This window comes from Sulfitobacter sp. R86518, assembly GCF_042466275.1.
GTDB lineage: Bacteria > Pseudomonadota > Alphaproteobacteria > Rhodobacterales > Rhodobacteraceae > Sulfitobacter > Sulfitobacter pontiacus.
In genome coordinates this window covers 2,864,820-2,891,132 of sequence record NZ_JAXHCA010000005.1, presented here as the reverse complement: position 1 = coordinate 2,891,132, position 26,313 = coordinate 2,864,820, and the positions used below count along the sequence as shown (strand labels likewise).

23 protein-coding genes are annotated in these 26,313 nt (G+C 58.8%); 17 read left to right on the top strand and 6 right to left on the bottom strand.

What is annotated here, in order from left to right; genetic code table 11:
* Positions 1-3 precede the first annotated feature (3 nt).
* Both SJY36_RS15220 and SJY36_RS15215 read left to right on the top strand, forming a co-directional pair.
* Positions 4-1,464: a biotin carboxylase gene (locus tag SJY36_RS15220; protein WP_005850608.1), complete on the top strand. Its 1,461-nt coding sequence runs from the start codon at positions 4-6 to the stop codon at positions 1,462-1,464.
* 18 nt (positions 1,465-1,482) lie between these two features.
* Positions 1,483-2,457, top strand: coding sequence for a C45 family autoproteolytic acyltransferase/hydolase (locus SJY36_RS15215; protein ID WP_074636581.1), 975 nt, complete (start codon positions 1,483-1,485; stop codon positions 2,455-2,457).
* Positions 2,458-2,523: 66 nt separating this feature from the next.
* Here SJY36_RS15215 and SJY36_RS15210 read toward each other — a convergent pair whose 3' ends face one another.
* Positions 2,524-3,084 carry a type 1 glutamine amidotransferase domain-containing protein gene (locus SJY36_RS15210; RefSeq protein WP_386176220.1) on the bottom strand — a complete coding sequence of 187 codons (561 nt, stop codon included), beginning with the start codon at positions 3,082-3,084 and terminating at the stop codon, positions 2,524-2,526.
* Positions 3,085-3,250: 166 nt separating this feature from the next.
* Between SJY36_RS15210 and SJY36_RS15205 the strand changes: the two genes are divergently transcribed.
* The 7 genes from SJY36_RS15205 to SJY36_RS15175 all read left to right on the top strand — a co-directional run bounded on the left by SJY36_RS15205 (position 3,251) and on the right by SJY36_RS15175 (position 12,221).
* Positions 3,251-3,898: a paraquat-inducible protein A gene (locus SJY36_RS15205; protein ID WP_180828461.1), complete on the top strand. Its 648-nt coding sequence runs from the start codon at positions 3,251-3,253 to the stop codon at positions 3,896-3,898.
* 11 nt (positions 3,899-3,909) lie between these two features.
* A complete protein-coding gene (locus SJY36_RS15200; RefSeq protein WP_009825638.1) occupies positions 3,910-4,515 on the top strand; it encodes a paraquat-inducible protein A in 606 nt (201 codons plus the stop codon).
* The gene (locus SJY36_RS15195) at positions 4,508-6,592 is read left to right on the top strand and encodes an MlaD family protein (protein ID WP_386176218.1); all 2,085 of its coding nucleotides are present in this window, start codon (positions 4,508-4,510) and stop codon (positions 6,590-6,592) included. The genes SJY36_RS15200 and SJY36_RS15195 overlap by 8 nt, the downstream gene beginning before the upstream one ends.
* Positions 6,593-6,595: 3 nt before the next feature.
* Positions 6,596-7,159, top strand: a complete 564-nt coding sequence (locus tag SJY36_RS15190) for a membrane integrity-associated transporter subunit PqiC (RefSeq protein WP_289081375.1) — start codon at positions 6,596-6,598, stop codon at positions 7,157-7,159.
* A 219-nt stretch (positions 7,160-7,378) separates the two neighbouring features.
* Positions 7,379-9,514 (top strand): GumC family protein, encoded by a 2,136-nt coding sequence (locus SJY36_RS15185; RefSeq protein ID WP_386176216.1) that lies wholly within the window; start codon positions 7,379-7,381, stop codon positions 9,512-9,514.
* A gap of 112 nt (positions 9,515-9,626) precedes the next feature.
* Entirely contained in the window at positions 9,627-10,640 is a 1,014-nt protein-coding gene (locus SJY36_RS15180) for a hypothetical protein (RefSeq protein WP_386176214.1), read from the top strand.
* Positions 10,641-10,658: 18 nt separating this feature from the next.
* Positions 10,659-12,221, top strand: coding sequence for a substrate-binding domain-containing protein (locus SJY36_RS15175; protein WP_386176212.1), 1,563 nt, complete (start codon positions 10,659-10,661; stop codon positions 12,219-12,221).
* A 3-nt stretch (positions 12,222-12,224) separates the two neighbouring features.
* On the opposite strand, the gene SJY36_RS15170 is transcribed toward SJY36_RS15175, so the two are convergent.
* The 4 genes from SJY36_RS15170 to dnaK all read right to left on the bottom strand — a co-directional run bounded on the left by SJY36_RS15170 (position 12,225) and on the right by dnaK (position 16,887).
* Positions 12,225-12,812: a hemerythrin domain-containing protein gene (locus SJY36_RS15170; RefSeq protein WP_386176210.1), complete on the bottom strand. Its 588-nt coding sequence runs from the start codon at positions 12,810-12,812 to the stop codon at positions 12,225-12,227.
* A gap of 64 nt (positions 12,813-12,876) precedes the next feature.
* Positions 12,877-13,638 (bottom strand): DNA repair protein RadC, encoded by a 762-nt coding sequence (radC, locus tag SJY36_RS15165; RefSeq protein WP_386176208.1) that lies wholly within the window; start codon positions 13,636-13,638, stop codon positions 12,877-12,879.
* Positions 13,639-13,744: 106 nt separating this feature from the next.
* Entirely contained in the window at positions 13,745-14,902 is a 1,158-nt protein-coding gene (dnaJ, locus tag SJY36_RS15160; RefSeq protein ID WP_005850586.1) for a molecular chaperone DnaJ, read from the bottom strand.
* Positions 14,903-14,979: 77 nt separating this feature from the next.
* Positions 14,980-16,887: a molecular chaperone DnaK gene (gene dnaK / locus SJY36_RS15155; RefSeq protein ID WP_005850585.1), complete on the bottom strand. Its 1,908-nt coding sequence runs from the start codon at positions 16,885-16,887 to the stop codon at positions 14,980-14,982.
* A 208-nt stretch (positions 16,888-17,095) separates the two neighbouring features.
* Between dnaK and SJY36_RS15150 the strand changes: the two genes are divergently transcribed.
* Positions 17,096-17,698, top strand: coding sequence for an alpha-ketoglutarate-dependent dioxygenase AlkB family protein (locus SJY36_RS15150; protein ID WP_386176206.1), 603 nt, complete (start codon positions 17,096-17,098; stop codon positions 17,696-17,698).
* A 2-nt stretch (positions 17,699-17,700) separates the two neighbouring features.
* Here SJY36_RS15150 and SJY36_RS15145 read toward each other — a convergent pair whose 3' ends face one another.
* Entirely contained in the window at positions 17,701-18,525 is an 825-nt protein-coding gene (locus SJY36_RS15145; protein WP_064217278.1) for an ABC transporter permease, read from the bottom strand.
* 112 nt (positions 18,526-18,637) lie between these two features.
* Between SJY36_RS15145 and cysQ the strand changes: the two genes are divergently transcribed.
* From cysQ to SJY36_RS15110, 7 genes are all read left to right on the top strand, one after another.
* The gene (gene cysQ, locus SJY36_RS15140) at positions 18,638-19,435 is read left to right on the top strand and encodes a 3'(2'),5'-bisphosphate nucleotidase CysQ (RefSeq protein WP_168592987.1); all 798 of its coding nucleotides are present in this window, start codon (positions 18,638-18,640) and stop codon (positions 19,433-19,435) included.
* A complete protein-coding gene (locus SJY36_RS15135) occupies positions 19,435-20,235 on the top strand; it encodes a 3-deoxy-manno-octulosonate cytidylyltransferase (protein ID WP_005850579.1) in 801 nt (266 codons plus the stop codon). The genes cysQ and SJY36_RS15135 overlap by 1 nt, the downstream gene beginning before the upstream one ends.
* 281 nt (positions 20,236-20,516) lie before the next feature.
* Positions 20,517-21,416: a UTP--glucose-1-phosphate uridylyltransferase GalU gene (gene galU / locus SJY36_RS15130; RefSeq protein WP_005850578.1), complete on the top strand. Its 900-nt coding sequence runs from the start codon at positions 20,517-20,519 to the stop codon at positions 21,414-21,416.
* 24 nt (positions 21,417-21,440) lie between these two features.
* Positions 21,441-22,424 carry a UDP-glucose 4-epimerase GalE gene (gene galE, locus SJY36_RS15125; RefSeq protein ID WP_009825625.1) on the top strand — a complete coding sequence of 328 codons (984 nt, stop codon included), beginning with the start codon at positions 21,441-21,443 and terminating at the stop codon, positions 22,422-22,424.
* Positions 22,421-23,458: a glycosyltransferase family 2 protein gene (locus tag SJY36_RS15120; protein WP_386176203.1), complete on the top strand. Its 1,038-nt coding sequence runs from the start codon at positions 22,421-22,423 to the stop codon at positions 23,456-23,458. Before galE ends, SJY36_RS15120 begins: the two co-directional genes overlap by 4 nt.
* Before the next feature lie 173 nt (positions 23,459-23,631).
* Positions 23,632-24,618, top strand: coding sequence for a glycosyltransferase family 2 protein (locus tag SJY36_RS15115; RefSeq protein ID WP_009825623.1), 987 nt, complete (start codon positions 23,632-23,634; stop codon positions 24,616-24,618).
* Entirely contained in the window at positions 24,615-26,312 is a 1,698-nt protein-coding gene (locus SJY36_RS15110; RefSeq protein WP_386176201.1) for a beta-1,6-N-acetylglucosaminyltransferase, read from the top strand. The genes SJY36_RS15115 and SJY36_RS15110 overlap by 4 nt, the downstream gene beginning before the upstream one ends.
* Position 26,313 lies beyond the last annotated feature (1 nt).

The following is a 26,313-nucleotide window of genomic DNA, read 5'->3' as shown; positions in this document are numbered from 1 at the left end:
ATTATGACAACGACTGTTCTCAAGAATATCTCGGAAATTCGCCGGTTCTTTCACCGTAACGAAGACCCTGTTTACTTTATCTCGGCCACGAACTTTAACCTTCTTGGTCTCGATGAGTGGGTGAAAAACTTTAAGTATATCTGCTACATCGACTGCTACGGCGGCAAGCACCCCAATGTGTTCTGCCCCTCGGAACAGCCCCACGCTGAATTCCAGAGCATCGAAGACATCAACAACTATCTGTTGCAGCACAAAGAAGTCATCGATTTCGTCAAGCGGCGCGGTGGCAAGCCCAAGTTCGTGTTCCTGATGTTTGACGAGGAAACCGAACGCCTGTCGAAAGAACTGGGGGCGGATGTCTGGTTCCCCAAGGCCAAGCTTCGCCAAAAGATGGACAACAAGATCGAAACCGTGCGGATCGGCAACAAGGCCGGTGTGCCGTCGGTGCCGAACGTGCTGGCCGAGGTCAAGGATTACGAAGACCTCAAGAAGACCTGCGAGAAGGCCGGGATCGGCCATGATCTGGTGCTGCAATCCGCCTTTGGTGACAGTGGCCACACGACGTTCTTTATCAAGTCCGAAGCAGACTTCCGCCGTCATGAATCCGAAATCGTCGGCGAGGGCGAGATCAAGATCATGAAGCGGATCGACTGCCGCGGTTCCGCGATCGAGGCTTGTGCCACCAAAGAAGGCACGATCGTTGGCCCCTTGATGACGGAACTGGTCGGTTTCAAGGATCTGACGCCCTATCGCGGGGGCTGGTGTGGCAATGAAATTCTGTCGACAGCCTTCCCGCCCAAGGTCCGTCAGAAAGCGCGCGAGCTGACCTATAAGTTCGGCGAACAGCTGCGCAAGGAAGGCTATCGCGGTTATTTCGAGCTCGACTTCCTGATCGACAAAAAGACCGGTGATATCTGGCTGGGCGAGCTGAACCCGCGCATCACGGGCGCGTCGTCGATGACGAACCACGCGGCCTTTGCGCACGCGGATGCGCCGCTGTTCCTGTTCCACCTGCTGGAGTTCAGCAAGAAGAAGTTCAATCTGGATGTAGAAGAGCTGAACAACCGTTGGGCCGACCCCGAGATGATCGACGGTTGGAGCCAGATGGTGATCAAACATACCGAAGACAGCGTCGATATCTGCACAGAAGCGCCCGAAACAGGCATTTACAAGATGTTGGAAGATGGCCGCGTTGTGTTCGACCGTTTCGATTATCACCGTCGCGCCGTGGAATCCGAGAATGAAGCGTTCTTCCTGCGCATCCTGCAACCGGGTGATTACCGCTATGAAGGGGCCGATATTGGCATCCTTGTGACCCGCGGTCGGTCGATGACGAAGTCTTTCCAGTTGAATGAGCGCGCGAAAAAGTGGATTCACGGGATCAAGCAATCGGTGAACGGTCGTCCTCTGCCCGTCGCAGAGGCGGGTCCGGCGATGTCTGATCCGGCGTTTAAAATTCTCTAAGCACCGAAAGGGCAGCACATGCTGTGGCGTGCCATTTCAGAAGAACTGCCCGGTCCCAAATGGGCCGGGCTTTTCGCCGAATATTGGCCCTTCTACCGTAAATGGTGGCTGAAGGAGGGCGAGCCCGCACGCCCGACCTATGCCGAATGTCGTCGTGCGCTCAAGGCGCATATGCCCGACCTCATCCCGCTGTACGAAGATCTATGTGATCAGGCGGGCGGGGGGGATCTGGCGGCAAGGTTCCTGAGCTTTTACTGCCCGCCGCCCTATCTATCGGGATGCAGTCAGGCGGTTTGGGGCGGCAAGGAGCCGGTCATGGTGCGCAATTATGACTATAACACCAATGCTTTCGACAGTCTGGTGCTGCACACCGGCTGGAAGGGGCGTCGCGTGATGGGCACCTCTGACGGGTTGTTCGGGCTGGTGGACGGGGTGAACGACGCGGGGCTGTCGATATCGCTTACCTTTGGGGGCCGTCGTGTGGTGGGGGTGGGCTTTGGCGTGCCGCTGATCCTGCGCTATGTGCTGCAAACCTGCGAGACTGCCGAGCAAGCGGGCGAAATTCTGGCACGTGTGCCGACCCACATGAGCTATAACGTCACGGTGCTGGACCGCAAACGCAAGTATCTGACGGCGCTGATGGCACCGGACCGGCCTGCGATCATCACCAAGGCAGCGGTGGCGACCAACCATCAGGAAAACGTCGAATGGATCAGCCATGCGCGCTTTACGGCGACGGTTGAACGCGAGAGATATCTGCTGCAACGGTTGCGGTTCCACCGAGATCCGGAAGAGAAATTCATCAACACGTTCCTGAAACCGCCGCTCTATTCGCACCAGTTCAACGCAGGCTTCGGCACGCTTTATACCGCTGTCTATCGCCCCCGCAAACGCGAGATGGAGCATCGCTGGCCCGGAACCGTCTGGCATCAGAAGCTGGACGCGTTCGAGGAAGGGTCGCGCAACGTCCTGATGCCGGGGGTTGTGGCGTAACTCTAACCCTGCGCACGAAAAAAGGCGGGGCACATACCCCGCCTTTGTACTTTACTGTAGCCGGATCTAAGCGGCTTTGCGGTTGTGTTCACCTTCTTCGACTTCCTCGACGATCTTGGCGATAAACGCATCCAGATCTTCCGGGGAGCGGCTGGTGATAATGCCTTGGTCCACGACGACTTCGCTGTCCTCGTAATGCGCACCGGCGTTTTTCACATCCGTTGCGATTGAGGCGTAGGAGGTTGCGGCGCGGCCCTTGATAATGCCCGCTTCGATCAGCAGCCAAGGGGCGTGGCAGATCGCGGCAACGGTCTTGCCCGCGTCAGCAAAGCTTTTGATCAGCGATACCGCGTCCTTGTTGGCGCGCAGCAGGTCGGGGTTGATCTGACCGCCGGGCAGGACAATCGCGTCGTAGTCATCAACGGTGACATCCGACAGGGCTTTGTCGGCAGCAACTGTGTTGCCCCAATCGTCTTTGTCCCAGCCCTTGATGTCTTCGCCATCAGGGGTGGCAACATGCACCGTGGCCCCTTTGGCCTTGAGGTCATTCAACGGGCGCTCCAGCTCGGATTGCTCGAAACCATTGGTGGATAGGATCAGAATTTTCGCGTCTGTGATCTGTGTCATTAGAAAGCTCCTTTCATCTTCGCTATCTTCACCGACACAACAAAGACACTGCGCGAATGTTCCAGCGCTGGAACCTGCATTGACGGGATTCCGCCGATGCCGAGAATGAACTTTTCGTGTCCAGAATTCGATACACACGGTTTGTGATCTCCTTTATACCAAGGGGATGAAAGACAGCGTCGACCCTGCACCATCCGTCAATCTGGAGGAGATCATCGTCTGCCCCCAATGCGACGCCGTGTATCACCTCAAGGTGCCTAAGGTTGGCGAGAAGGCGGTGTGCGAACGGTGCCACACCGTGTTGATCGAACCGCGCAAAAAGGCGGGGCTGAAGATCATTGCCATCGCCATTGCCACCTTTGTTCTGATCCTTGGCGCGACGTTTTTTCCGTTTCTGGATATTGATGCGGCGGGCAACAAGAACTCTGTCTCTGTGATGGACGCGGCGCTGGCGTTTTCCAGCGGGCCGCTTTTGCTGCTGTCGCTGGCGACGGCTGCCTTGATCATGCTGGTGCCCTTGGCGCGGGTGATGCTGACGCTTTATGTGCTGGTGCCCATCGTGCTGGACCTGCCGCCCGCACGCCACGCAATGCAGGCGTTCCGCCTGTCGCAAGCGTTGCAACCGTGGTCGATGGCCGAGATTTTCGCGCTTGGCTGTGCCGTGGCGCTGGTGAAGATTGCCGATCTGGCAACTGTGGGGTTTGGGCCAGCTTTCTGGATGTTTTGTGGTTTGGTTGTTCTGATTGTGGCGCAGGACAAATTCATGTGTAAATGGTCGGTATGGAATTCGCTGGAAAATCCCAAAAAATCCTAAGCGCCCGTGAAATGGGGTTGGTGGCCTGCACACGGTGTACCCGTGCGTGGCCTATCGGCACGCCTGTCTGCCAACGCTGCGGCCACAAGATGCTGTCGCGCGACTTTGGCAGTATGCAGCGGGTCTGGGCGTTCTGGGTCGTGGGGCTGATGTGCTATATCCCCGCCAATATGTACCCGATGCTGAAAACGCGGACCCTGTTTCAGGTGGATGAAAGCACCATCGTCGGCGGTGCGGTCGAACTGGCGCATCACGGCTCTTACGGTATTGCCTTTATCATCCTGCTCGCGTCGGTCGCGATCCCGCTGGCCAAGTTCTGGGCAATCGCCTATCTGGCGGTCAGCGTTAAGACGCGTAATGCCGCGGCACATCGGTCGCGCCATGTGATGTATGAAATTGTAGAGTATATCGGCCGCTGGTCTATGATCGATATCTTTGTGGTTGCGATCCTCTCGTCGCTGGTGCAACTCAAAACCCTTGCGACCATTAACCCCGGCCCTGCGAGCATGTTTTTCGCCTTGTCGGTCATTTTTACCATGCTTTCTGCACAGGCCTTCGACTCCAGACTGATCTGGGACACGAATGCTTTCGATGGGGACCCCGATCAACATGTCTGACACGCCACCCGAGGTTAAGGTTAAATCCGCGCGCAAACTGTTCCTGAGCGGCGCGTCGATCGTCTGGATCATTCCGATCCTGGCGTTGGTTGCGGCTTTGGGCGTTGCGTTCAGCAGCTATAATTCCCGCGGTCCTGTGATTTTTGTCGAATTTGACAAAGGCGCCGGCATCAAGGCGGGCGAGACCGAATTGCGTTACCGTGACGTGACCGTTGGCCGGGTCGAGGAAGTCGGCTTTACCACCGGTCTGGGCAAGGTCGTCGCGTCGATCCGCGTGGACAAGAATGTGGCCCCCTTTATCGACGCCAGCGCATCTTTCTGGATCGTCCAGCCCGAGGTTTCGGCGCAGGGGATCTCGGGGTTGGGTACGGTGCTAAGCGGCGTCTATATCGAGGGCAGCTGGAATGACGAAGTGGGCGATTTTGCCGAACGGTTCGTCGGGTCGGATTCGCCACCGCTGATCCGCGCCGGGCAATCCGGTCTGCAAATCGCCTTCCGCACCGTTGGCAACGGCACCCTGACCGATGATGCCCCGATCCTGTATCGTGGGATCGAGGTTGGCCGTCTGGGCAAGGCAGAGATCGCCCCACGCGGGAACTTTGCCATCGTAGAGGCGCTGATTTACGAAGAGCACCGCAACCTGATCAACAGCAGCACACGCTTCTGGGACAGCTCTGGTTTCAGCCTCTCCCTCGGGCCAGGTGGTGCCGAGATCGACTTTCAGTCCATTGCGACGCTTATCGGGGGCGGGGTGACGTTTGATACATTCGTTTCCGGCGGCGACCGCGTGCAAGACGGCACCGTATTCGACATTTTCCCAAGCAAGGAAGACGCCCGCAGCGCGGTTTTCAACGCCTCGGAAGTCGAGCCGCTGCTGATCAACGTGATCTTTGATGAAAACGTTTCCGGTCTGGCCGTCGGCGCCCCTGTCGAGCTGAGCGGTCTGAACATCGGCGAGGTCGACTCCCTTGCCGGTATCGTGGATTACGACCAGTTTGGTGACAGCCGCGTGCGGTTGAACGTGACGCTGGCCATCCAGCCCGCGCGGCTTGGCCTGCCGGGGGATGTATCTGCCGAAAGCGCGCTGGCGTTCTTGCAGGACCGTGTTGTGAACGGTCTGCGCGCGCGGCTTGCCTCTGCCAGCCTGTTGACCGGTGGTTTGAAGGTTGAACTGGTGGTGGTCGAAGACGCGCCAAGCGGGCGTCTGGTGGCCGCGGGCGAAAATTTCCCTGTTATGCCCACGACCAAGAACGAAACATCAGATGCCGCTGCCACTGTCGAAGGTGTCTTTAGCCGCATCAACAACCTGCCCATCGAAGAGCTGTTGAACAGCGCCATCGGTCTGATGAATTCGCTACAGGCCTTTGTTGGCAGTGACGAGCTGCAACAGACCCCGCGCGATGTCCGCACGCTGATCAACGAGGTCACGGGGCTGGTATCGTCGGACTCGGTGCAGAATATCCCCGTATCGCTGAACGCCACGCTGCTGCGTGTCGAGACGCTGGTCGCGACACTCGAGGAAGAGCAGATGGCGAAACGTCTGCTGGATGCGGTCGACTCCGTCTCGGAAGCCGCCACATCCTTCAGCACCTCGACCGAGGGCGTGCCCGAACTGGTCGAAGAGATGCAGGCCGTCGCCGCCAAGGCAAGCGAGTTGGAACTGCAACAGCTGGTGGACGAGTTGACCGCGCTGACCCGCTCTGCCGATCAGGTGATTGGTACACCGGACGCCGTGGCGCTGCCCGGATCGCTGAAAAATGCCCTGGACGAGCTGAACTATACGCTGCAGGAACTGCGCGAAGGCGGCGCGGTCGAGAACGTGAACCGGACGCTGGCATCAGCGCGTAACGCGGCGGATAACATCGCGGTGTCGGCACAAGACCTGCCACAGATCGTGAACCGTCTGTCGACCCTGTTCACGCAGGCAGAGCGTACAATTGAAGGGTACAACAAGGGTGATCAGATCAGCCGTACCGCACAAGAAACCATGCGTGATATCCAAAAAGCAGCCGATGCGCTTGCATCCTTGGCGCGCACCATTGAACGTAACCCCAATTCATTGTTGCTGGGACGGTAAAATATGAACGTTGTAAAAAGTATCGCAAGCCTTGGTCTCGTGGCCTTTCTTACCGCTTGTGGATCCGCAGATCGCTATGCCGTGGACATGCCCCCGGTCACAGAGCAGGTGAGCATCCGCTTCAACTCGGTCGAAGTACGTGACGTATCGCTGCCCAGTTATGCGGCTGCCGATGAAATCCACGTGCGCAAATCGAATGGTACGTTGGTGAGCTCTTCCGACGAACTTTGGGCGGATTCGCCCGAACGGGCCGTCGCATTGGAATTGAGCGAGAACCTGTCGCGCCTCACCAACCGTCGGATCGCATCCGAGCCTTGGCCATTCGAAGCCTACCCCGATGCCCGGCTTGAGCTGCGGTTCAGCGAATTGCTGGCCGCTGAAACAGGCCAGTTCCGCGCCTCGGGCCAGTATTTCGTCGCCGTATCCACCGGTGGAAGCGAACGATCGGGGTTGTTTGACCTGACCGTGGCTTTCGACCCCAAGGGGGGACCGGCTGCCATTGCAGCGGCACGGGGGCAACTGATCCTTGATTTGGCCAGCTATATCGCCAAGAATGGACTAAAGTGACGTAATTCCAGCGCGATTTCCCTATAGGGGAAAATTTTATACGACTTTTGATTGAATTTTTTTCATAAGGATTTAGCAAGGCCGCCATCACCCTTTGGGCGCAATCGCATAACAGGCAGACCTTCTTCATCTCATGCCCGTTGACGCTACCTGCGATACCGCGGGCATCTTGCCTGATACATTACTTTTAGCCAGTTCTGGCCATGATCAACGGACCACATGCATATGATGAACCAAAGCCAATCGAACTTTTCCGGGCCCAGGGACGAAGATGACGACACCATCGATCTTGGCGCGCTGATTGGTACGTTGTGGCGCGGCAAACTGATTATCGCTGCTGTCACACTGATTTTCATGCTGCTGGCGGGGTACTATGCCTATGGCGTGGCTGTGCCGACCTATCGGTCCACCGCGGTTGTGGTTCTGGAAACCAAAGAAGACAGCATCGTGGACCTGCAGGCCGTGGTTGGCGGGTTCTCGGGCGATAGCACCGAGGTCAATACAGAGGTTGAGGTACTGCGGTCCCGTGGGCTGGCAGGCAAAGTTGTCGACCGGCTGAACCTGATTGATGACCCTGAGTTTAACGGCGAACTGCGCGAACCATCCATGATCGGTGGCATGATCTCTGGCCTCAAGGGGATGCTGTCTTCGGCGCCGCCCGAAGAAGAGCTGGACCCCGAGCTTCAGAAGGCCAAAACCCGCGATGCGGTTGTGCAGGCTTTGCTGAACAAGGTGTCGGTCTCTAATATTCGCCAAAGCCTTGTGTTCAACGTCACGGCTGAAACGGAATCTCCGGTTAAATCTGCCCAGATCGCGAATACGATTGTTGAACTTTACATCTTGAACCAGATCGAAGTGAAATTCGAGGCGACGGAAAAAGCGACTGAATGGCTAAGCAACCGTGTGTCCGAGCTTCAGATCGAGCTTGAGAATGCCGAGAAGAAAGTATCCGAATTTACGGCGCGCACCCAACTGGTTTCGATCGAGGGCCTGCAAGCGCTTGAGCGTCAGATCAAAGAGCTCCGTGACCGCATTGATGGTGCCGCCCTGACCCGCGAGGCGCTTCAAACACGCCTTGCTGACCTAGAGGCCGCGCAGACGCCGGATGAAAAGCTCGACGCCGCGCAAGACGCCGCATTGACGCGTATCTTTAGCAACGGGCTGTCGTCGGAAACGAACCAGACGGCATTTGACCTGCGGTTTGATACGGTGATGACACGGGTTCGGGCCGATCTTGTGCGCAGCACGCAACAACTTGAGGCCCTGCGCAACTCGGAAAAAGAGCTTGGGGAGCAGCTGGCCTCGCAAGGACAAGACCTGATCGAGTTGCAACAGCTGACCCGTGAATCCGAAGCAACGCGTCTGCTGTATGAATATTTCCTGACCCGCCTCAAAGAGACCTCTGCCCAAGAAGGCATCCAGAAGGCCGACAGCCGCATGCTGTCCAGCTCGGTCGTGCCAAATTCACCAAGCGCGCCGAAGAAATCGCAGATCATTGCGCTGGCGATGATCCTTGGGGCGATGGTCGGCTCGGGGCTCGTACTGCTGCGCGAATTCAAAACCCGCACGTTCCGCACCGCGAACGAGCTTGAGCAACACACCGGCTATACCGTGATCGGGCAGATCCCGCTGATCCCTTCGCGTCACCGCAAGGACACGCTCAAGTATCTGTCGGACAAGCCGACGTCTGCCGCCGCCGAAGCGATCCGCAACCTGCGCACCTCGTTGATGCTGTCGAACCTCGACAAAAAGCCGCAGGTCATCGTATCGACCTCGTCCATCCCGGGGGAGGGTAAAACCACCGTCTCGCTGTCGCTGGCGAAATTCCTGTCCGGTCTGGGCAAATCCGTCCTGCTGGTCGAAGGCGATATCCGCCGCCGCACGCTGAACGAATACTTCCCCGATATGCCGCGCAACGGCATCGCGTCTGTCCTGAACGGCGATGTGAAATTCGCCGATGCCATCCATACCCCAGACGGTTTTGGCGCGGATGTTCTGGGTGGCGAAAAGACCAATGTGAACGCGGCGGATATCTTCTCCTCCGATCGGTTCAAATCCTTCATCTCCGAAATGCGCGATCAGTATGACTTCATCATCATCGACACGCCGCCTGTGCTCGTTGTGCCGGATGCACGTATCATCTCGCAGAATGCCGACGCGATCCTGTTCTCTGTCAAATGGGACAGCACGAACAAGGGTCTGGTCGAGGAATCCATGCGTTTCTTCCACAACTCGAACCAGCGGATCACCGGTCTTGTGCTCAGCCAGATCGATGAGAAGGGCATGAAACGCTATGGCTATGGCGGCGAATACGGTGCCTATGGGGCCTACGGCAAGGGCTATTACGACAGTTAAGCAAGGCTTGGGCATGCCTCAAAACTGCCCAAATCTTTCCCCTCAAGGGTCATAACAGGGCCGCTCTGCTGGGCGATATTCATTGGGAAGTTATCCCAGTGAGGACCCTCAGATGGCACGTATGAAAGAGATCGCGACAGCTGCTGGCACGCTCGCCTGCGCTTTGGGCATCGGCTACGTGATGCAAAGCTCTGACGCTGCGACAGCCCGCTATGGCTCTGACGCCGCTGTGAAAGAGCAAGAGCTGCGCCGGCTAAGCAACGAGAACGCCGTGCTCGAGGTAGAAGACATCGTCCTCACCTCGGCCGAGTTCAATGCAGCCCCGCTGGAGCCCACTGTGGAGCTGCCCGATTCTGCCCCCGTCATGTTGGCCGCTGCAAGCGCGGACGAACCGATCTCTCGCCCAGTTTCCGCCCCAATTGCGACGGAACCAGCGGCCACACAGACCTGCGATATCACCGCAAACGCGCGCCCCGTCGCGGCAGCTATGGTGAACCTGACACTGGCGGCACCCTGCATGCCAAACGAACGGATCACAGTGCATCACAGCGGCATGATCTTTACCCAAACCACATCTGACACCGGCGCGCTGGACATCACCGTTCCGGCGCTTGCGCAGGATGCGACCTTCGTCATTGCTTTCGGAAACGGCGAAGGCGCGATTGCGGATGCGAAGATCGATGATCTGGCCGAATTTGACCGCGTGGTTCTGCAATGGAAGGGCGACACCGGTTTCCAGATGCACGCCCGCGAATTCGGGTCCGACTACGATGGTACGGGCCATGTCTGGGCTGGCAAGCCGCGCAGCGTTGCCTCCGCGATCACGGGGGAAGGCGGATTTATGACCGTGAACGGCGACCTCAGCGCGGCAGAGCCACTGGTGGCCGAGGTGTACACATTCCCCGCTGCGATGGAAAACGCCGATGCCCGCGTTGCGCTGACCGTGGAAGCCGAAGTGATCCAGGCGAACTGCGGCCAAGAGATAGAGGCGCAATCGATCGAACTGCTTGGCGATGCCACGCTTAGAACGCGCGACCTAAGCGTCGCAGTGCCGGATTGTGATGCGGTCGGCAGCTTTCTTGTGTTGAATAATCTGCTCCAAGACATGAAGGTTGCGGGACACTAATGCAACGCTTGGGGTCTTATGATCACGATTATACGTGCGGCGGTTCTCGCCGCACTTTTCTTATGTTCGGCGACGCTGTCCGCAGGGGCGCAGGATGTCGCGCTGTCCTCCCGTGATGGCAAGATTGAACTAAGCGGCACCTTGCTGGGCTTTGATGGCGAGTTCTACCGCGTCGAAACTGAATATGGCGAGCTGACGGTCGACAGCACCGGCGTTCAATGCGAAGGGCCGGGTTGCCCCAATCTGGACCCTTTCGTCGCCGAGCTGCAGCTTTCGGGATCGGCCACGATGGGCGAAGTGTTGATGCCTGCCCTGATCGACGGGTTTGCACAGCGCAACGGCTATACCGCTGTGCGCGAGGATGAAGACGAACACCGCTTTACCTACCGGTTGATCGACGAAAAAAGCGAACAAACCGTGGCACTGTTCATGTTCCGGGCAAGCAACAGCGACGAAGGCTTTGCCGATCTTCTGGCAGATGAGGCTGATATCGTGATGTCCCTGCGCGAAATGCGCCCTGAAGAGCGGGTCCGCGCGCGCGAGGCGGGGTTGGGTGATATGACGGGGCTGAACCGCAGTCGCGTGCTGTCGCTTGATGCTGTGGTGCCGGTGGTGTCGGCCTCGAACCCGGTCAAGCAGATCTCTCCATTGATGCTGGCGCGGGCCTTTGCGGGGAAGGTGACCAACTGGCAGGCGCTTGGCGGGCCGGACGCACCCATTTATCTGCATCTGCCCGATACCAGCAGCGGGCTGGCGCAAGCGATCAGTGATCAGGTGATGCGGCCCGCGACGCTCAAGTTCACTGACAATATCACCCGCCATGCGCGCCCCGCCGACCTGGCGGAAGCGGTGGCAAACGACAGTTTCGCCCTTGGCATCACCAGCTATGCCGAACGACGTGACACCGATGTGTTGACGCTCTCTGGCAGCTGTGGCTTTGCGCTCGATGCCTCGCGCCGCACCATCAAGACCGAAGATTACCCGCTGACCGCGCCGATGTTTCTGTACTTTCCGGCCCGCCGTCTGCCACAGGTGGCGCGTGAGTTTCTGGCCTTTACCCGCAGCCCTGCGGCGCAGATCGTGATCCGGCGCGCGGGGTTTGTGGATCAGACGCCCGAAGAGATTCCCGTCGAGGATCAGGGCAACCGATTTACAAACGCGATTGCTGTCGCGGGGCCGGAAATCACGCTTGAGGAACTACAGCGGATGAATGCAGCGTTGAAGCCCATGGCGCGGCTGTCGACCTCTTTCCGGTTCGAGGCGGGATCGGTGCGTCTGGACGCACAATCGCGGTCAAACGTGCAGCAACTCGCCCGCGCGCTCGAGGTGGGGCAGTACGACGCGCGCCGTTTGTTGTTCGTGGGGTTCAGTGACGGGCAGGGCGCGTCTTTCGCCAACCGTGACATCGCGCTGCGTCGGGCAGAAGCCGTGCGGCAAGCGGTGATCACCGCGGCGGTGACCGCCAATCTGGAACGTGTGACGCTGGATCTGGACGCCTTTGGCGAGGCGATGCCAATGGCCTGTGATGATACCGCATGGGGGCGTCAGGCCAACCGGCGGGTAGAGGTCTGGGTGCGCTAAGCCCTAGCGAAACTGGGGCGGGGCGTATTTCAGCAGCACCGGCACGACCAGTTCTTCCTCGTCGATCAGATGGCGGTTCAGCATGGGTTTGAACGCATCCAGCCGCTGTTTCATGGCCGCGGTACTGTCGAGGAAACCTGCCGCGTCCCCCTCATGGCGCAGGACGGCATTCGCCGTCTCGGCCAGATCGTTCAAAATACCATCAAGACTGTGGTGGTCGCGATCCAAGATCTCGAACCCTTGCGCCGCACCTCGGTCAAGCTGCGCCATCACCGGAAAATACTGAGCATCCTCGATATGGTGGTGACCGTGCAACTCGTTGATCAGCATTCCGCCGAAACGCGATAGTTTGCGTTTGTAGGTCTCGGGCGGCTCGACCCGGTCCATCGCCAGTTGTGCGTCCCCCTCCATCTGGTCCAGCAGACGGCGGAACATCATATGACGATCCAACCAGAACGCGATCAGGCGGGAGTAATTCGGGTTCTCCTCCCAACCGTCGCGCGGGAAGGATTTGATCAACGCACGCAGCGGATCGGGCAGGCCATCGCGCTGCATCAGGGAAAGCGGGTCGGGGGGCGGCGTATTGGACATAGGCCAAAGCTAGTGCCGGGGGGTGATCCGGTAAACTCCACAAATTCGAACACGACAGTTGCGCTTATAAGTACCCTTTGCTGCGAAAACTAAGCTCGCGTGATTTGCCGATGATCAGATGGTCATGCAGGGTCAGCCCAAGGGCGCTGCAGGCTGCGAAAATCTGCTGCGTCATGTCGATGTCGGCTTGGGATGGGGTAGGGTCGCCCGAGGGGTGGTTATGCACCAGAATAAGCGCGCTGGCGTTCAGTTCAAGCGCGCGTTTGGCGACCTCTCGCGGGTAGACGGGGACGTGATCTACAGTGCCCTTGCCCTGTTCCTCATCGCCGATGACGACGTTCTTGCGGTCCAGATAAATGACGCGGAACTGTTCGGTTTCGCGGTGCGCCATCGTGGTGTGGCAATAATCAAGCAGAGCGTCCCAGCCTGATAGCACATGCTGCCGCATCACCCTTGAACGCGCCATACGGTGGGCTGCGGCTTCAATTACCTTAAGCTCGACAATCACCGCGTCGCCCACGCCCGAGATATCCCTAAGCCGCGGTTCAGGCGCGGTGATCACGCGGTTGAAGTCGCCGAACCTGTCCATCAGCGCGCGGGCCAGCGGTTTGACATCACGGCGCGGGATGGCGCGGAAGAGCACCAGTTCAAGCAGTTCATAGTCCGGGATTGCGGCGGCACCGCCCTGCATAAAGCGTGCGCGCAAACGTTGTCGGTGATCCGCGATATACGAAGGCTGTTTGCCCGATGCTGGCGGTGCGGGCACCGCTTCGTCCCCCAGAAAGGGCAGGCGCGGGTCAGAGAAGTGAGCGTTGTTGCGTCCCATAGGCCCAGCTTGCGGCCAAAGAGGTTATCATCCCGTTAACGCGGGCAGGGGCAAAAACAAAAAGGGCGGAGCCTGCGCCCCGCCCGATGTTTTGTGCGATCAGGTCTTACCCTTTCATCGAATCCCAGAAGGATTTCACCGACGAAAAGAAGCTGCTGCTTTCAGGATTGTTGTTGGAGGATTCCTTTTCGAATTCCTGCAACAATTCCTTTTGGCGGCTGGTCAGGTTCACCGGCGTCTCGACTGCCAGTTCGATGATCATATCGCCCGTACCACCCCCACGCAGCGGGGGCATACCCTTGCCGCGCAGGCGCATCTGGCGACCGGACTGGCTGCCCGCCGGGATTTGCACGCGGCCACGGCCACCGTCGATCGTTGGCACCTCGATGCTGCCCCCAAGGGCGGCGGTGCTCATCGACACGGGAACGCGGCAGAACAGGTTTGGCCCGTCGCGTTCGAACAGCTTGTGGTCCTGCACCTCGATAAAGATGTACAGATCACCCGACGGCCCGCCGCGCATGCCTGCTTCGCCTTCGCCGGCCAGACGGATACGTGTGCCGGTTTCAACGCCCGCAGGGATGTTCACCGACAGCGCACGGTCTTTTTCAACACGCCCGGCTCCGCGGCAGGATTTACAGGGGTTCTTGACGATCTGGCCCATGCCCGAACAGGTCGGACAGGTGCGTTCGACCGTGAAAAAGCCCTGTTGAGCACGGACCTTGCCCATACCGGAACAGGTGGGGCAGGTGGTCGGCTCTGCGCCGCCTTCTGACCCGGAACCGTTACAGGAATCGCAGGCCACAGAGGTGGGCACGTTGATCGACTTCTGCATGCCCCGATACGCATCTTCGAGCGTAATCCCGAGGTTATAGCGCAGATCGGCACCCCGTGCGGCACGGCGTCCGCCGCCGCCCCGCTGGCCACCCATGAAGTCGCCGAACAGGTCGTCAAACACGTCAGAGAACGCCGAAGAGAAGTCGCCCTGACCGCCGCCGCCAAAGCCGCCGCCACGATGGCCACCGCCACCGCCCATCCCCCCTTCAAAGGCCGCATGACCATAACGGTCATAGGCGGCTTTCTTTTCGGGGTCTTTCAGGACTTCGTAAGCTTCGTTCGCTTCTTTGAACTGGGCTTCGGCATTGGGGTTGTCGGCATTGCGATCGGGGTGCAATTCCTTGGCTTTGGTGCGGTAGCCCTTTTTGATCTCGTCGGCAGAGGCACCTTTAGCGACGCCGAGCGTCTCGTAGTAATCACGTTTGGCCATGAATTAGCTCCTACGCTGGAACGTGACGGGCCGGCCCTGCAAGCGGACCGGCCCCTTCAGTGGTTCCGTGGGCGTGCTTACGCGCGCTTGTTATCGTCCAGATCTTCGAAATCGGCATCGACGATATCGTCGTCACCTTCGGGTGCATCCGCAGCCGGGGCAACGTCTTCGTTTTCGTCCTGAGCCGCCTTGTAGATGGCTTCGCCCAGTTTCATCGCCGCTTCGGTAACGTTCTGGATACCGTTGTTGATCTTATCAACATTGTCGGTAGCCAGTTCGTCGTTCAGTGCAGCAATGGCCAGTTCGATCGCTTCGACGGTGGTCGGGTCAACCTTGTCAGAATGCTCTTCCAGCGACTTCTCGGTCGAGTGGATCAGCGATTCCGCCTGGTTTTTCGCCTCGATCAATGCGCGGCGCTCTTTGTCGGCGTCGGCATTTTCTTCGGCGTCTTTCACCATCTTTTCGATATCCGCATCGGACAGACCGCCGGATGCTTGGATCGTGATCTTCTGCTCTTTGCCTGTGCCTTTATCCAGCGCGCCTACGGCAACGATACCGTTTGCGTCGATGTCAAAGGTCACTTCGATCTGGGGCATACCGCGGGGTGCGGGTGGGATGCTTTCCAGATTGAACGCGCCGAGGATCTTGTTGTCCGCAGCCATTTCACGCTCCCCTTGGAAGACGCGGATGGTCACGGCGCTTTGGTTATCCTCAGCGGTCGAGAAGACCTGCGACTTCTTCGTCGGGATCGTGGTGTTGCGGTCGATCAGACGGGTGAACACGCCACCCAGTGTTTCGATACCAAGGCTCAGCGGCGTCACGTCCAGCAGAACAACGTCTTTGACGTCGCCTTGCAGAACACCGGCCTGAATGGCCGCACCCAAGGCAACAACCTCGTCAGGGTTCACACCCTTATGGGGCTCTTTGCCGAAGAACTTGGTCACTTCCTCGATGACGCGCGGCATACGGGTCATACCGCCGACCAGAACGACTTCGTCGATCTCGGATGCGGATACACCGGCATCTTTCAACGCGGCTGCGCAGGGCTTCATCGACGCTTTGATCAGGTCACCAACCAATTGCTCCAGCTTGGAGCGGGTCAGCTTCATCACCATGTGCAATGGCGAGCCATCTTTGCCCATCGAGATGAACGGCTGGTTGATCTCTGTCTGGCTTGCGCTGGACAGTTCGATCTTGGCCTTCTCTGCCGCTTCTTTCAGACGCTGAAGCGCCATCTTGTCTTGCGTCAGGTCGACGCCGTTGGTCTTTTTGAATTCATCCGCAAGGTAGTTCACGATGCGCATGTCGAAGTCTTCACCGCCGAGGAACGTGTCACCGTTGGTGGATTTCACTTCGAACAGGCCATCGTCGATTTCAAGGATGGTCACGTCGAATGTACCGCCGCCAAGGTCATAGACCGCGATGGTTTGCGTGTCTTTCTTGTCCAGACCATACGCCAGGGCCGCTGCTGTCGGTTCGTTGATGATCCGCAGCACTTCCAGACCGGCAATCTTGCCCGCATCTTTGGTCGCCTGACGCTGAGCGTCGTTAAAGTAGGCAGGAACAGTGATCACGGCCTGGGTGACTTCTTCGCCCAGATAGGATTCCGCTGTTTCCTTCATTTTGCCAAGGATGAACGCAGAGATTTGCGAGGGGGAGTATTTCTCGCCCTTGGCTTGTACCCATGCGTCACCGTTCCCACCGTCCATGACGGTGAAGGGCAGGTTCTTTTTGTCCTTGGCCAGATCCGCGTCGTCATTGCGACGGCCGATCAGGCGTTTCACGCCGAAAATTGTGTTGTCGGGGTTGGTAACCGCTTGCCGTTTGGCAGGCTGCCCAACCAGACGTTCGTCGTCTGTGAACGCAACGATGGAGGGCGTGGTGCGCGCGCCTTCGGCGTTTTCGATAACGCGAGGCTGGCTGCCGTCCATGATGGCGATACAGCTGTTTGTCGTTCCTAGGTCGATACCAATAACTTTGGCCATGTTTGATCCCTCTTTTACTCAAGGCGATGACACGAAGCGCAGGCCCGTTGTGGCACCTTTGCCCCGATCTTTTTCACCAAAGGCCGGATGCCTTTAGCGGTTCTCGGCGTATATAAGGAGCAGATATGGACCCTGCAACCGTTGCATGAGAATGGAGAGGCGGATTCTGCGTGGATTTTTCGCGAAAGCAGGCAAGAAGGGCGTTTAGATGACGATATTGCGGTTACGCGGCTTCGAAATTCACAAATCTTACCTTACGTTGTCGGCGCAGCGCGGGCTGTTGGATGCCGTGCGCGGGGTGGTCAAACAGGTGCCGTTCTTCCGCCCGGTCATGCCAAGCGGGCAGCAGATGTCGGTGCGTATGACCTCCGCGGGGGACTACGGCTGGCTGTCCGATAGGCAGGGCTATCGCTATGCGCCAACCCACCCCAACGGCACCCCGTGGCCTGCGATCCCGCCCGAGGTTTTGACGATCTGGAATGACCTGACGGGGCTAGAGCGGCAGCCGGAGTCCTGCCTTATCAACTATTACGCGTCAGACGCAAAGATGGGCCTGCATCAGGATAAGAACGAGACGGATTTCCGCTGGCCGGTCGTGTCCATCTCGCTTGGCGACGAAGGAATGTTGCGCGTCGGCGGTCAAACGCGCGGCGGCAAGACCGACAGCCTTTGGCTGCAATCGGGCGATGTCGTCGTCATGGGTGGCGAGGCACGGCTGAACTATCACGGGATCGACCGCATTCGTGCGGGGTCTTCGACGCTGTTGCCCAAGGGCGGACGTATCAACATCACACTGCGGGTCGTGACCTGAGCCTAGCGTCGCGCGCTCCAGCTCGCGGAGGCATGTTTACGGGTGTAGAATTCACCCATCAGTCCGATCACCATCAGGACCACACCGACCCAAACCGCATACTCCCAGTTACTGTAGCGCGGGTTGTAGTTGATAAACGCATATCCGCGCGCCTGGTCGATGACGTGGAACAAGGGGTTCCAGTCAAACATGGCCAGCATGAAGGACGGCAGCGAATTGGCCAGAAACATCTTGCCCGAGGCGATCATATTCGCCCGCTGGTAGATCGTCGTGAAGATCTGTGTAAAGGCCGGTGCCCAGGGTTTGATCGCTAGCAGCACCATCCCCACGGCCACGCCCGTAAACCACGCGATCATCAGCATGAACATCACGCCCGACGGGTCGTAAATTACTACCGGATTGAAGGCGAGGTGATAGACCGACATGATCAGGATCAGCGATAGCATCTGAATATACAGCGCGCCCAAGGCCGCCGCAGCCAGTGCGATCATCGTGGTCATCGGCGCGTGTTTCATCATTGCGCTCGCCGGTCCCTCGGCAGCGGCGACGGCGGCAACCGTTTTGGTGTGCACCATGAACAAAAAGATGCCGGTCATGATGTAGATCACGAAATCGCCCCGAATGGCCGCCCCGCGCATCCCCAGAACCGAGAACATGACATAGAACACGCCGACAAAGATCACCGCTTGCAGGATGTTGATCCCGATGGCGGCAAAGGCATTGTTGTGCTGCTTGCGCACTGAGCGCACGACGGAGTGGTAGATGAGTTCGAAGAAGTTAACGGCCGAGCGGAAATTGCCCGTGTTGGTGCGCCTTGGTTGAAACATCGTAAAGCCTCTTTGTGACGTACCCTCGCACGGAATTCTTGCTGTTCCGTCAAGGCGCAATCATAAGGGGTTTGCGCAAAGTAATCAACGAAACTGAAAAGGCCGCGACATTATGGATTATGAGCAACTGGTAACGGTGATGCGCCGTTTGTCGATCGAAGCAGGCGACAAGATCATGGAGATTTACGGCGCGGATGATTTCGAGGTCAAAACCAAATCCGACGAAAGCCCTGTGACCATTGCCGACGAAGCGGCGGACAAGATCATCTCGGACGGGCTGCGCGCGGCGTTCCCTGATGTGATGCTTGTCACGGAAGAGCAGTCGGCCACCCATTCGGCGTCGGGCGATACATTCTTGATCGTGGACCCGCTGGACGGCACGAAAGAGTTCATCAACCGTCGGGGCGATTTCACCGTGAACATCGCGCTGGTCGAAGGCGGCGTGCCGACACGCGGTGTTGTCTATGCCCCCGCCCGTTCGCGGATGTTCTTCACGCTGGCCGATGGCAGCGCGGTCGAGGAAACCGGCGATTTCCCCAAAGACAGCATGGGCCCTGTGCAGCCGATATCAGTCTCTACGCCGGATAATGCCGCGCTGATGGTCGTCGCGTCCAAGTCGCACCGCGATCAGGCGACCGATGACTACATCGCGAAATACAATGTGCGCGACATGAAAAGCGCGGGCTCGTCGCTGAAGTTCTGCCTGATCGCCACGGGCGAGGCGGATCTGTACCCTCGCGTCGGGCGCACGATGGAATGGGACACGGCTGCAGGCCACGCGGTTCTGACCGGCGCTGGTGGGGCCGTTGTGCGCTTTGACGACCTGACCCCGCTGACCTACGGCAAAGCCGATTTCGCCAACCCCTTCTTTATCGCCCATGCGCCGGGCGTTGATCTGAAAGCCTCCTGATGTCGGTTCTTATTGTCATTCCCGCCCGCTATGCCTCCACCCGCTATCCGGCGAAACCGCTGGCGCTGTTGACAGGGGCGAGCGGTACGGCACGCAGCCTGATCGAACGCAGCTGGCGTGCTGCCTGCGAGGTTCAGGGCGTCGACAAGGTCGTTGTGGCCACCGATGATGATCGCATCAAGGACGCCGCCGAAGCCTTCGGGGCCGAGGTGGTGATGACCTCGGTCGACTGTGCCAACGGGACAGAGCGTTGTGCCGAAGCCCATGCGGTTTTGGGCGGTGGCTATGACATCGTGGTGAACCTGCAAGGCGACGCGCCGCTGACACCACATTGGTTTGTCGAAAGCCTTGTGCAGGGTCTGCAAGGCGACCCTAATGCGGGGATCGCGACGCCAGTATTGCGCTGCGATGGCGCGGCGTTGAACGGGCTACTGGCCGATCGCAAAGCAGGTCGGGTGGGTGGCACCACCGCCGTTTTCGCAGCGGATCATGCGGCGATGTATTTTTCAAAGGAAGTCGTGCCGTTCACGTCGAAAACCTATGAGGATACCGATGCCACGCCGGTGTTTCACCACGTGGGCGTCTATGCCTATCGCCCCGACGCGCTGGCGGCCTATCCGTCATGGAAGGTCGGCCCGCTTGAACAGCTTGAGGGGTTGGAGCAGCTGCGCTTTATGGAAAACAGCCACAAGGTGCTCTGCGTCGAGGTCGAGGCCAAGGGCCGCCAGTTCTGGGAGCTGAACAACCCCGAAGATGTGCCAAAGATCGAAGCGATGATGGCCGAGATGGGGTTGGCGTAATCGCACCGCCCCACCGCCATCGCCAATATTGCGGTGGGGCGTGCAACCTGTAATGAATAAAGCCACGGCGATCCGACGTTTTGATTTATTTAACGAAAACGACGGATAAGGCTCAAAGATGTGCAAGCTGCGGCATAAAGGAGCTTTTGACCGCAAAATCAGCAAGAAGCCGCCATATTTTAGGCGCTGCCCATATTTAGGGCTGGCAGCATGGTGGTTTGCAATTCAATGAGCGCTAACTCGGTTATCCGCACGTAAATGTATAAAGGCGACGATTTCACATGGCTAAGAAAGTAACAAAAGCGATTTTTCCGGTGGCTGGTTTGGGAACGCGGTTTTTGCCCGCGACGAAATCTGTCCCCAAAGAGATCATGACGTTGGTCGATCGCCCGCTGGTGCAATACGCCATCGACGAGGCCCGCGCGGCGGGCATCAAGGAATTCATCTTTGTCACCTCCCGCGGCAAGGGCGCGCTGGAAGATTACTTTGATCACTCTCCCGTGCTGGAACAGGAACTACGCTCCAAGGGCAAGACAGAGCTGATGGAGATCCTGAAAAGCACCAATATGGACAGCGGTGCCATTGCCTATATCCGCCAACACAAAGCGCTTGGTCTGGGCCACGCGGTATGGTGCGCCCGTCGTCTGATCGGCAACGAACCCTTTGCGGTGATGCTGCCCGACGATGTGATCGCTGCCGACAAACCCTGCCTGCAGCAGATGATCGAAGCCTATAACGAGACCGGCGGCAACATGGTTGCGGCGATGGAAGTGAACCCTGAAAAATCCTCCTCCTACGGGATGCTGGACATCGACGAGGGTCAAACCGATGGCGAGTTGGTCAAGGTGAAGGGCATGGTCGAAAAGCCCAAAGCCGAAGACGCGCCGTCGAACCTTGCCGTCATCGGCCGCTATATCCTGTCGCCCAACGTGCTGAAGAACCTGAACCAGCTGAAGTCCGGCTCGGGCGGGGAAATCCAGCTGACCGACGCTATTGCAGCAGAGCTGACCCAAGGCAATGATGTCTATGGCTACCGCTTCAAGGGCCAGCGTTTCGACTGCGGTTCCAAATCCGGTTTCCTGCAGGCGACGGTGTCCTTCGGGCTGGCACGTGAAGAGCTGCGCGATGATCTGCGTGCGTATTTGCAAGACATCATGCAGGGTGAAACCGCAGCGCAATAAGCGCAGGATGATAGGGACGGGCGTATGGCGAATATCTTGGTCACCGGCGGCGCGGGCTATATCGGGTCGCACGCGTGCAAGGCGCTGGCCGCCGCAGGGCATACCCCCGTCACCTTCGATAATCTGGTCACCGGCTGGCGTGACGCAGTAAAATTCGGCCCGTTCGTGCAGGGTGACCTGCTGAACCGCGCCGAGATTGACGCCGCGTTTGAACAATACCAGCCGGTCGCCGTCATGCATTTTGCCGCGCTTAGCCAAGTGGGCGATAGCATGAAACAGCCCGGCACCTATTGGCGCAACAACGTCGAAGGGTCGCTGAACCTGATCGAGGCGACGGTCGCCGCAGGCTGCAAACACTTCGTCTTTTCGTCCACCTGTGCGACCTATGGCGATCAGGACAATGTTGTGCTGGATGAAAATAGCGCGCAGCACCCGATCAACGCCTACGGGGCCTCCAAACGCGCGATCGAAGATATCCTGCGCGATTTCGAGGCCGCTTATGGTCTGCAAAGCGTGATTTTCCGCTATTTCAACGTGGCCGGTGCCGACCCCGAAGGGGAGGTCGGCGAATTCCACCAGCCCGAGACACATTTGATCCCGCTGATGCTGGACGCCATCGACGGCAAACGAGATGCGCTGACGATCTTTGGCACCGATTACGACACGCCCGATGGCACCTGCATTCGTGATTATGTGCATGTCTGCGATCTGGTGGATGCCCATGTTCTGGGGCTGAACTGGCTGCGAGAGGATAAGGGCAGTCGCGTGTTCAATCTGGGCACCGGCACCGGGTTTTCCGTGCGCGAGGTTGTGGAACACAGCCGCGAGGTTACCAACCGCGCCGTGCCCATGACCGAAGGCGACCGGCGACCGGGCGATTGCACCAAGCTGGTCTCGGGCTCGGTCCGCGCCGAGACAGAGCTGGGCTGGCGGCCCACACGGTCGACCCTGCAGCAGATGATCACCGACGCGTGGAGATGGCACCAGACCGGCCACTATAGCGCATGACCGACAGCGCCGCTGTTCCCGCGTCGCGAGGGGCCCGGCTATGGGGTGCCTATCGGATGCGGTTGAAACGGCGGCGTCTCCTGTGGCGTGCGTTGCGGTCGCGGCATCAGTTGAAAGCGCCAACGCGGCCCGCCATTCCGCGCGATGGCGTGCTCGCCTTTGTCGTGCTGCGCAACGAGTCCGCGCGGCTTCCGTATTTTCTGGATCACTACCGCGATCTTGGCGTTGCGCATTTTCTGATGATCGACAATGACAGTGACGATGGCAGTACCGAAATGATGGCGGCACAGCCCGATGTGACCCTGTGGCAAACCTCTGCCAGCTATCGCGCGTCGCGGTTCGGGCTGGATTGGCTGAACTGGCTGCTGTGGCGGCATGGGCACGGGCGCTGGTGTCTGACCGTCGATGCGGACGAGCTGCTGGTCTATGACCAGATGGAGACGCGGAAACTGCCCGCATTGACCGATCAACTTGAGCGTAAAGCGCGCAAAGGGTTCGGCACGCTGATGCTGGATATATTCCCGAAGGGCCCATTGGGCGCGCAGTTCTATGCCCCCGGCCAAGCCCCGGCGCAGGTGCTGGATTGGTTCGACCCCGCCCCCTATCGGGCGCGACGCCAGTGGCCGATGAACAATCTCTGGGTGCAGGGTGGTGCCCGCGAACGGGTTTTCTTTGCTGATCGTCCCACGCAGTCACCGACGCTGAACAAGATACCGTTGATCCGCTGGCATCGGCGCTATGTCTATGTGAATTCGACCCACTCCCTCCTGCCGCCCGCGCTGAATGACATCTACGATGGGCCGGGGGGGAAGACGGCCTCGGGGGTGTTGCTGCACAGTAAGTTCCTGCCAGAGATCATTGCGAAGTCCCGTCAGGAAAAGGCACGGGGGCAGCATTTTCACAACCCGGCACAGTTTGACGGTTACTATGACCAGATCGCTGACGCGCCCGATCTGTGGCACGCAGATGCGCGGCGCTATACCGGGCCGGCGGATCTGGAAGACTGCGACCTGATGCGCAGCCCCTGGGCTTGATATTCCCCGGTCCTGACCGTCATTCCGGCAACGCGTAACTGTTTCAAAGTACGTTGTTTATGAACACGGCCCATGACATATTGGCTTGGAACCTGATGGGATGAGGGCCTTAGGCCGGCGGGGCATTCCGCGCAGGGTATGGAGAACACGTGAGCCTTTGGGATTCTTACAAGATGCGCGTGCGGCGCAAGCGGCGGTTGATCCGGGCGCTGCGCAAGTCGTCCGAGCTGACACATGTTCAGGACAACACCAGCGCAATTCGTCCCGATGATGTCTTGCTTGTCTGCACCATGCGGAACGAGAAAATCCGGCTCCCGTATTTTCTTGAGTATTATCGAGAGTTGGGGATCAACCACTTTCTCTTTGTCGATAACGGGTCCGACGACGGCAGTGCCGATTACCTGCGCGGGATGAAGGATGTCTCTGTCTGGCATACCGACGCCAGCTATCGGCGGTCGGGGTTCGGTGTCGACTGGATGAACTACCTCAAACGCAAATACGCGCACGGGCATTGGGTGCTGGTTGTCGATCCGGATGAATTCTTTGTCTATCCGTTTTGCGATACGCGGCCGGTTCAGGCGCTGACCGACTGGCTGGATAACTGCGAGATCCGCAGCTTTGGCGCGATGCTGCTGGATGTCTACCCCAAGGGACGGCTGGGGGATGAACCCTATCAAGAGGGGCAGAACCCGATGGAGATCGCATCGTGGTTCGACAGCGGCAACTACGCGATTTCACGTAATGCCAAATATGGAAACCTGTGGATACAGGGCGGGCCGCGTGCGCGGGTATTTTTCAAGCACAAGCCCGCCAAGGCCCCCGCGCTGAACAAGGTGCCCTTGGTCAAATGGGACCGGCGCTATGCCTATGTCAGTTCCACCCATATGCTGCTGCCGCGCGGGTTGAACCGTGTCTATGACGAATGGGGCGGAGAGAAAGCATCAGGCGTGCTGCTACATGCCAAATTCCTGGATACCTTTAGCGCCAAGGCGGCAGAGGAGCTTGTGCGCGGCCAGCACTATGCCAAATCCATCGAATACAAGACCTATGCCAACAACCCCGACCAGAACCCGCAGCTGTGGGGCAAGTGGTCCGAGAAATATATCAACTGGCGCCAGCTCGAGATTCTGGGTCTCATGTCCAAGGGGAACTGGGCATGAGCGTCGGGATCGTCATGCTGGTGCACACCGCCCTTGGCCGCGCTGAACAGGTCGCGCGACATTGGGCGGCGGCGGGCTGTCCGGTGGTGATCCACGTCGATAAATCGGTGCCACGCCAGACCCATGATGCTTTTGTGCAGGCGCTGGCGGATTTGCCCGCGCTGGTGTTCAGCAAAAGATACCGTTGCGAATGGGGGACATGGGGGCTGGTGGCCGCTTCGCAAACCGCGTCCGAGATGATGCTGAACCGCTTTCCGGATGTGCGCCATGTGTATCTGGCATCGGGGTCATGCCTGCCGCTGCGTCCGGTGAAAGAGCTGATCGACTATCTTGCCGCCCGCCCGCGCACCGATTTTATCGAAAGCGCCACCACAGCCGATGTGCCCTGGACTGTTGGCGGGCTGGACGAAGAACGTTTTACCATGCGTTTTCCCTTCTCGTGGAAACGGCGGCGCTATCTGTTCGACAAGGCGGTGGCGGTGCAGCGCTTTATCGGGCTCAAGCGGCGTATCCCCAAGGGGGTCGTGCCGCATATGGGGTCGCAATGGTGGTGCCTGACGCGGCAAACCCTGTCGGCGATCCTGCAAGATCCGAAACGCGCGGCATACGACGCCTATTTCCGCCACGTCTGGATACCGGATGAAAGCTACTTCCAGACGCTCGCCCGGCTTTATTCGACCCAGATCGAAAGCCGGTCGCTGACTTTGTCCAAGTTCGATTTTCAGGGCAAGCCGCATATCTTTTACGACGATCACCTCCAGCTTTTGCGGCGGTCCGATTGCTTTGTCGCGCGCAAGATATGGCCCAAAGCGGACAGGCTCTACGAGGCGTTCCTCACCGATGAGGCGGGTGCCATGAAGCGGACAGAGCCGAACCCCGGCAAGATTGACCGTGTCTTTGCCAAAGCGGTTGAACGGCGCACGCGGGGGCGGGCGGGGCTCTATATGCAAAGCCGCTTCCCCAATGAAGATTGGGAAAACGGCGTCACTGCCGCGCCCTATTCCGTCTTTCAGGGCTTTGTCGAGCTGTTCGAGAACTTTGAACCCTGGCTCACCAAATCCACCGGCGCGCGGGTGCATGGCCATCTGTTCGCACCGGACCGCGTGCATTTTGCCGATGGGCAGAACTCGATCAACGGGGCGCTGAGCAATAGCGCCAAGATACGCGACTATGACCCCAAGGCGTTTCTGACAAATCTGATCTGGAACACCCGTGGCGAACGTCAATGCTTCCAGTTCGGCCCGCAGGACAATCAGGATATCGTCGGGAACATCGCCAAGGATCCGAATGCGCAGGTGTCGGTGATCACCGGGGCTTGGGCCGTGCCGTTGTTCCGGTCCAATCAGGATTTCGCCGACATTCGCCGCACCGCCGCCGCGTTGCAAAAGATCGAAAGCGAACACATGAAAGTGCTGCGGTCGCATTACTCCAAGGCGCGGGTGCGTATCTGGACGATGGCCGAATTCATCGAAGCCCCGATGGAGCCGCTGCAAAGCATTCTGGACGAGATCGGGCAGGTCAAAACCGGTCGTCTGTCCGAGGTGCCAAAGATGGCGGATCTCACCGGCTTTGGTCAATTCCTGCAGAACCTCAAGAACCAGGGGATGCACCCCTATCTAATGGGCGACTTTCCCGTTGAACGTGGCATGTCGGCCCCCCAGAAACCGCCGCGCAAACCCTATCTGGTGCAATAAA

Coding starts and splice junctions, on each gene's coding strand:
- SJY36_RS15200 (WP_009825638.1), top strand. CDS start 3,910: ATGGGGTTGGTGGCCTGCACACGGTGTACCCGTGCGTGGCCTATCGGC.
- SJY36_RS15145 (WP_064217278.1), bottom strand. CDS start 18,525: ATGTTTCAACCAAGGCGCACCAACACGGGCAATTTCCGCTCGGCCGTT.
- SJY36_RS15175 (WP_386176212.1), top strand. CDS start 10,659: ATGATCACGATTATACGTGCGGCGGTTCTCGCCGCACTTTTCTTATGT.
- cysQ (WP_168592987.1), top strand. CDS start 18,638: ATGGATTATGAGCAACTGGTAACGGTGATGCGCCGTTTGTCGATCGAA.
- SJY36_RS15215 (WP_074636581.1), top strand. CDS start 1,483: ATGCTGTGGCGTGCCATTTCAGAAGAACTGCCCGGTCCCAAATGGGCC.
- SJY36_RS15170 (WP_386176210.1), bottom strand. CDS start 12,812: ATGTCCAATACGCCGCCCCCCGACCCGCTTTCCCTGATGCAGCGCGAT.
- SJY36_RS15205 (WP_180828461.1), top strand. CDS start 3,251: ATGAAAGACAGCGTCGACCCTGCACCATCCGTCAATCTGGAGGAGATC.
- SJY36_RS15210 (WP_386176220.1), bottom strand. CDS start 3,084: ATGACACAGATCACAGACGCGAAAATTCTGATCCTATCCACCAATGGT.
- SJY36_RS15115 (WP_009825623.1), top strand. CDS start 23,632: ATGCGCGTGCGGCGCAAGCGGCGGTTGATCCGGGCGCTGCGCAAGTCG.
- SJY36_RS15220 (WP_005850608.1), top strand. CDS start 4: ATGACAACGACTGTTCTCAAGAATATCTCGGAAATTCGCCGGTTCTTT.
- SJY36_RS15180 (WP_386176214.1), top strand. CDS start 9,627: ATGGCACGTATGAAAGAGATCGCGACAGCTGCTGGCACGCTCGCCTGC.
- SJY36_RS15135 (WP_005850579.1), top strand. CDS start 19,435: ATGTCGGTTCTTATTGTCATTCCCGCCCGCTATGCCTCCACCCGCTAT.
- dnaJ (WP_005850586.1), bottom strand. CDS start 14,902: ATGGCCAAACGTGATTACTACGAGACGCTCGGCGTCGCTAAAGGTGCC.
- SJY36_RS15195 (WP_386176218.1), top strand. CDS start 4,508: ATGTCTGACACGCCACCCGAGGTTAAGGTTAAATCCGCGCGCAAACTG.
- radC (WP_386176208.1), bottom strand. CDS start 13,638: ATGGGACGCAACAACGCTCACTTCTCTGACCCGCGCCTGCCCTTTCTG.
- SJY36_RS15110 (WP_386176201.1), top strand. CDS start 24,615: ATGAGCGTCGGGATCGTCATGCTGGTGCACACCGCCCTTGGCCGCGCT.
- dnaK (WP_005850585.1), bottom strand. CDS start 16,887: ATGGCCAAAGTTATTGGTATCGACCTAGGAACGACAAACAGCTGTATC.
- SJY36_RS15190 (WP_289081375.1), top strand. CDS start 6,596: ATGAACGTTGTAAAAAGTATCGCAAGCCTTGGTCTCGTGGCCTTTCTT.
- SJY36_RS15185 (WP_386176216.1), top strand. CDS start 7,379: ATGCATATGATGAACCAAAGCCAATCGAACTTTTCCGGGCCCAGGGAC.
- SJY36_RS15150 (WP_386176206.1), top strand. CDS start 17,096: ATGACGATATTGCGGTTACGCGGCTTCGAAATTCACAAATCTTACCTT.
- SJY36_RS15120 (WP_386176203.1), top strand. CDS start 22,421: ATGACCGACAGCGCCGCTGTTCCCGCGTCGCGAGGGGCCCGGCTATGG.
- galE (WP_009825625.1), top strand. CDS start 21,441: ATGGCGAATATCTTGGTCACCGGCGGCGCGGGCTATATCGGGTCGCAC.
- galU (WP_005850578.1), top strand. CDS start 20,517: ATGGCTAAGAAAGTAACAAAAGCGATTTTTCCGGTGGCTGGTTTGGGA.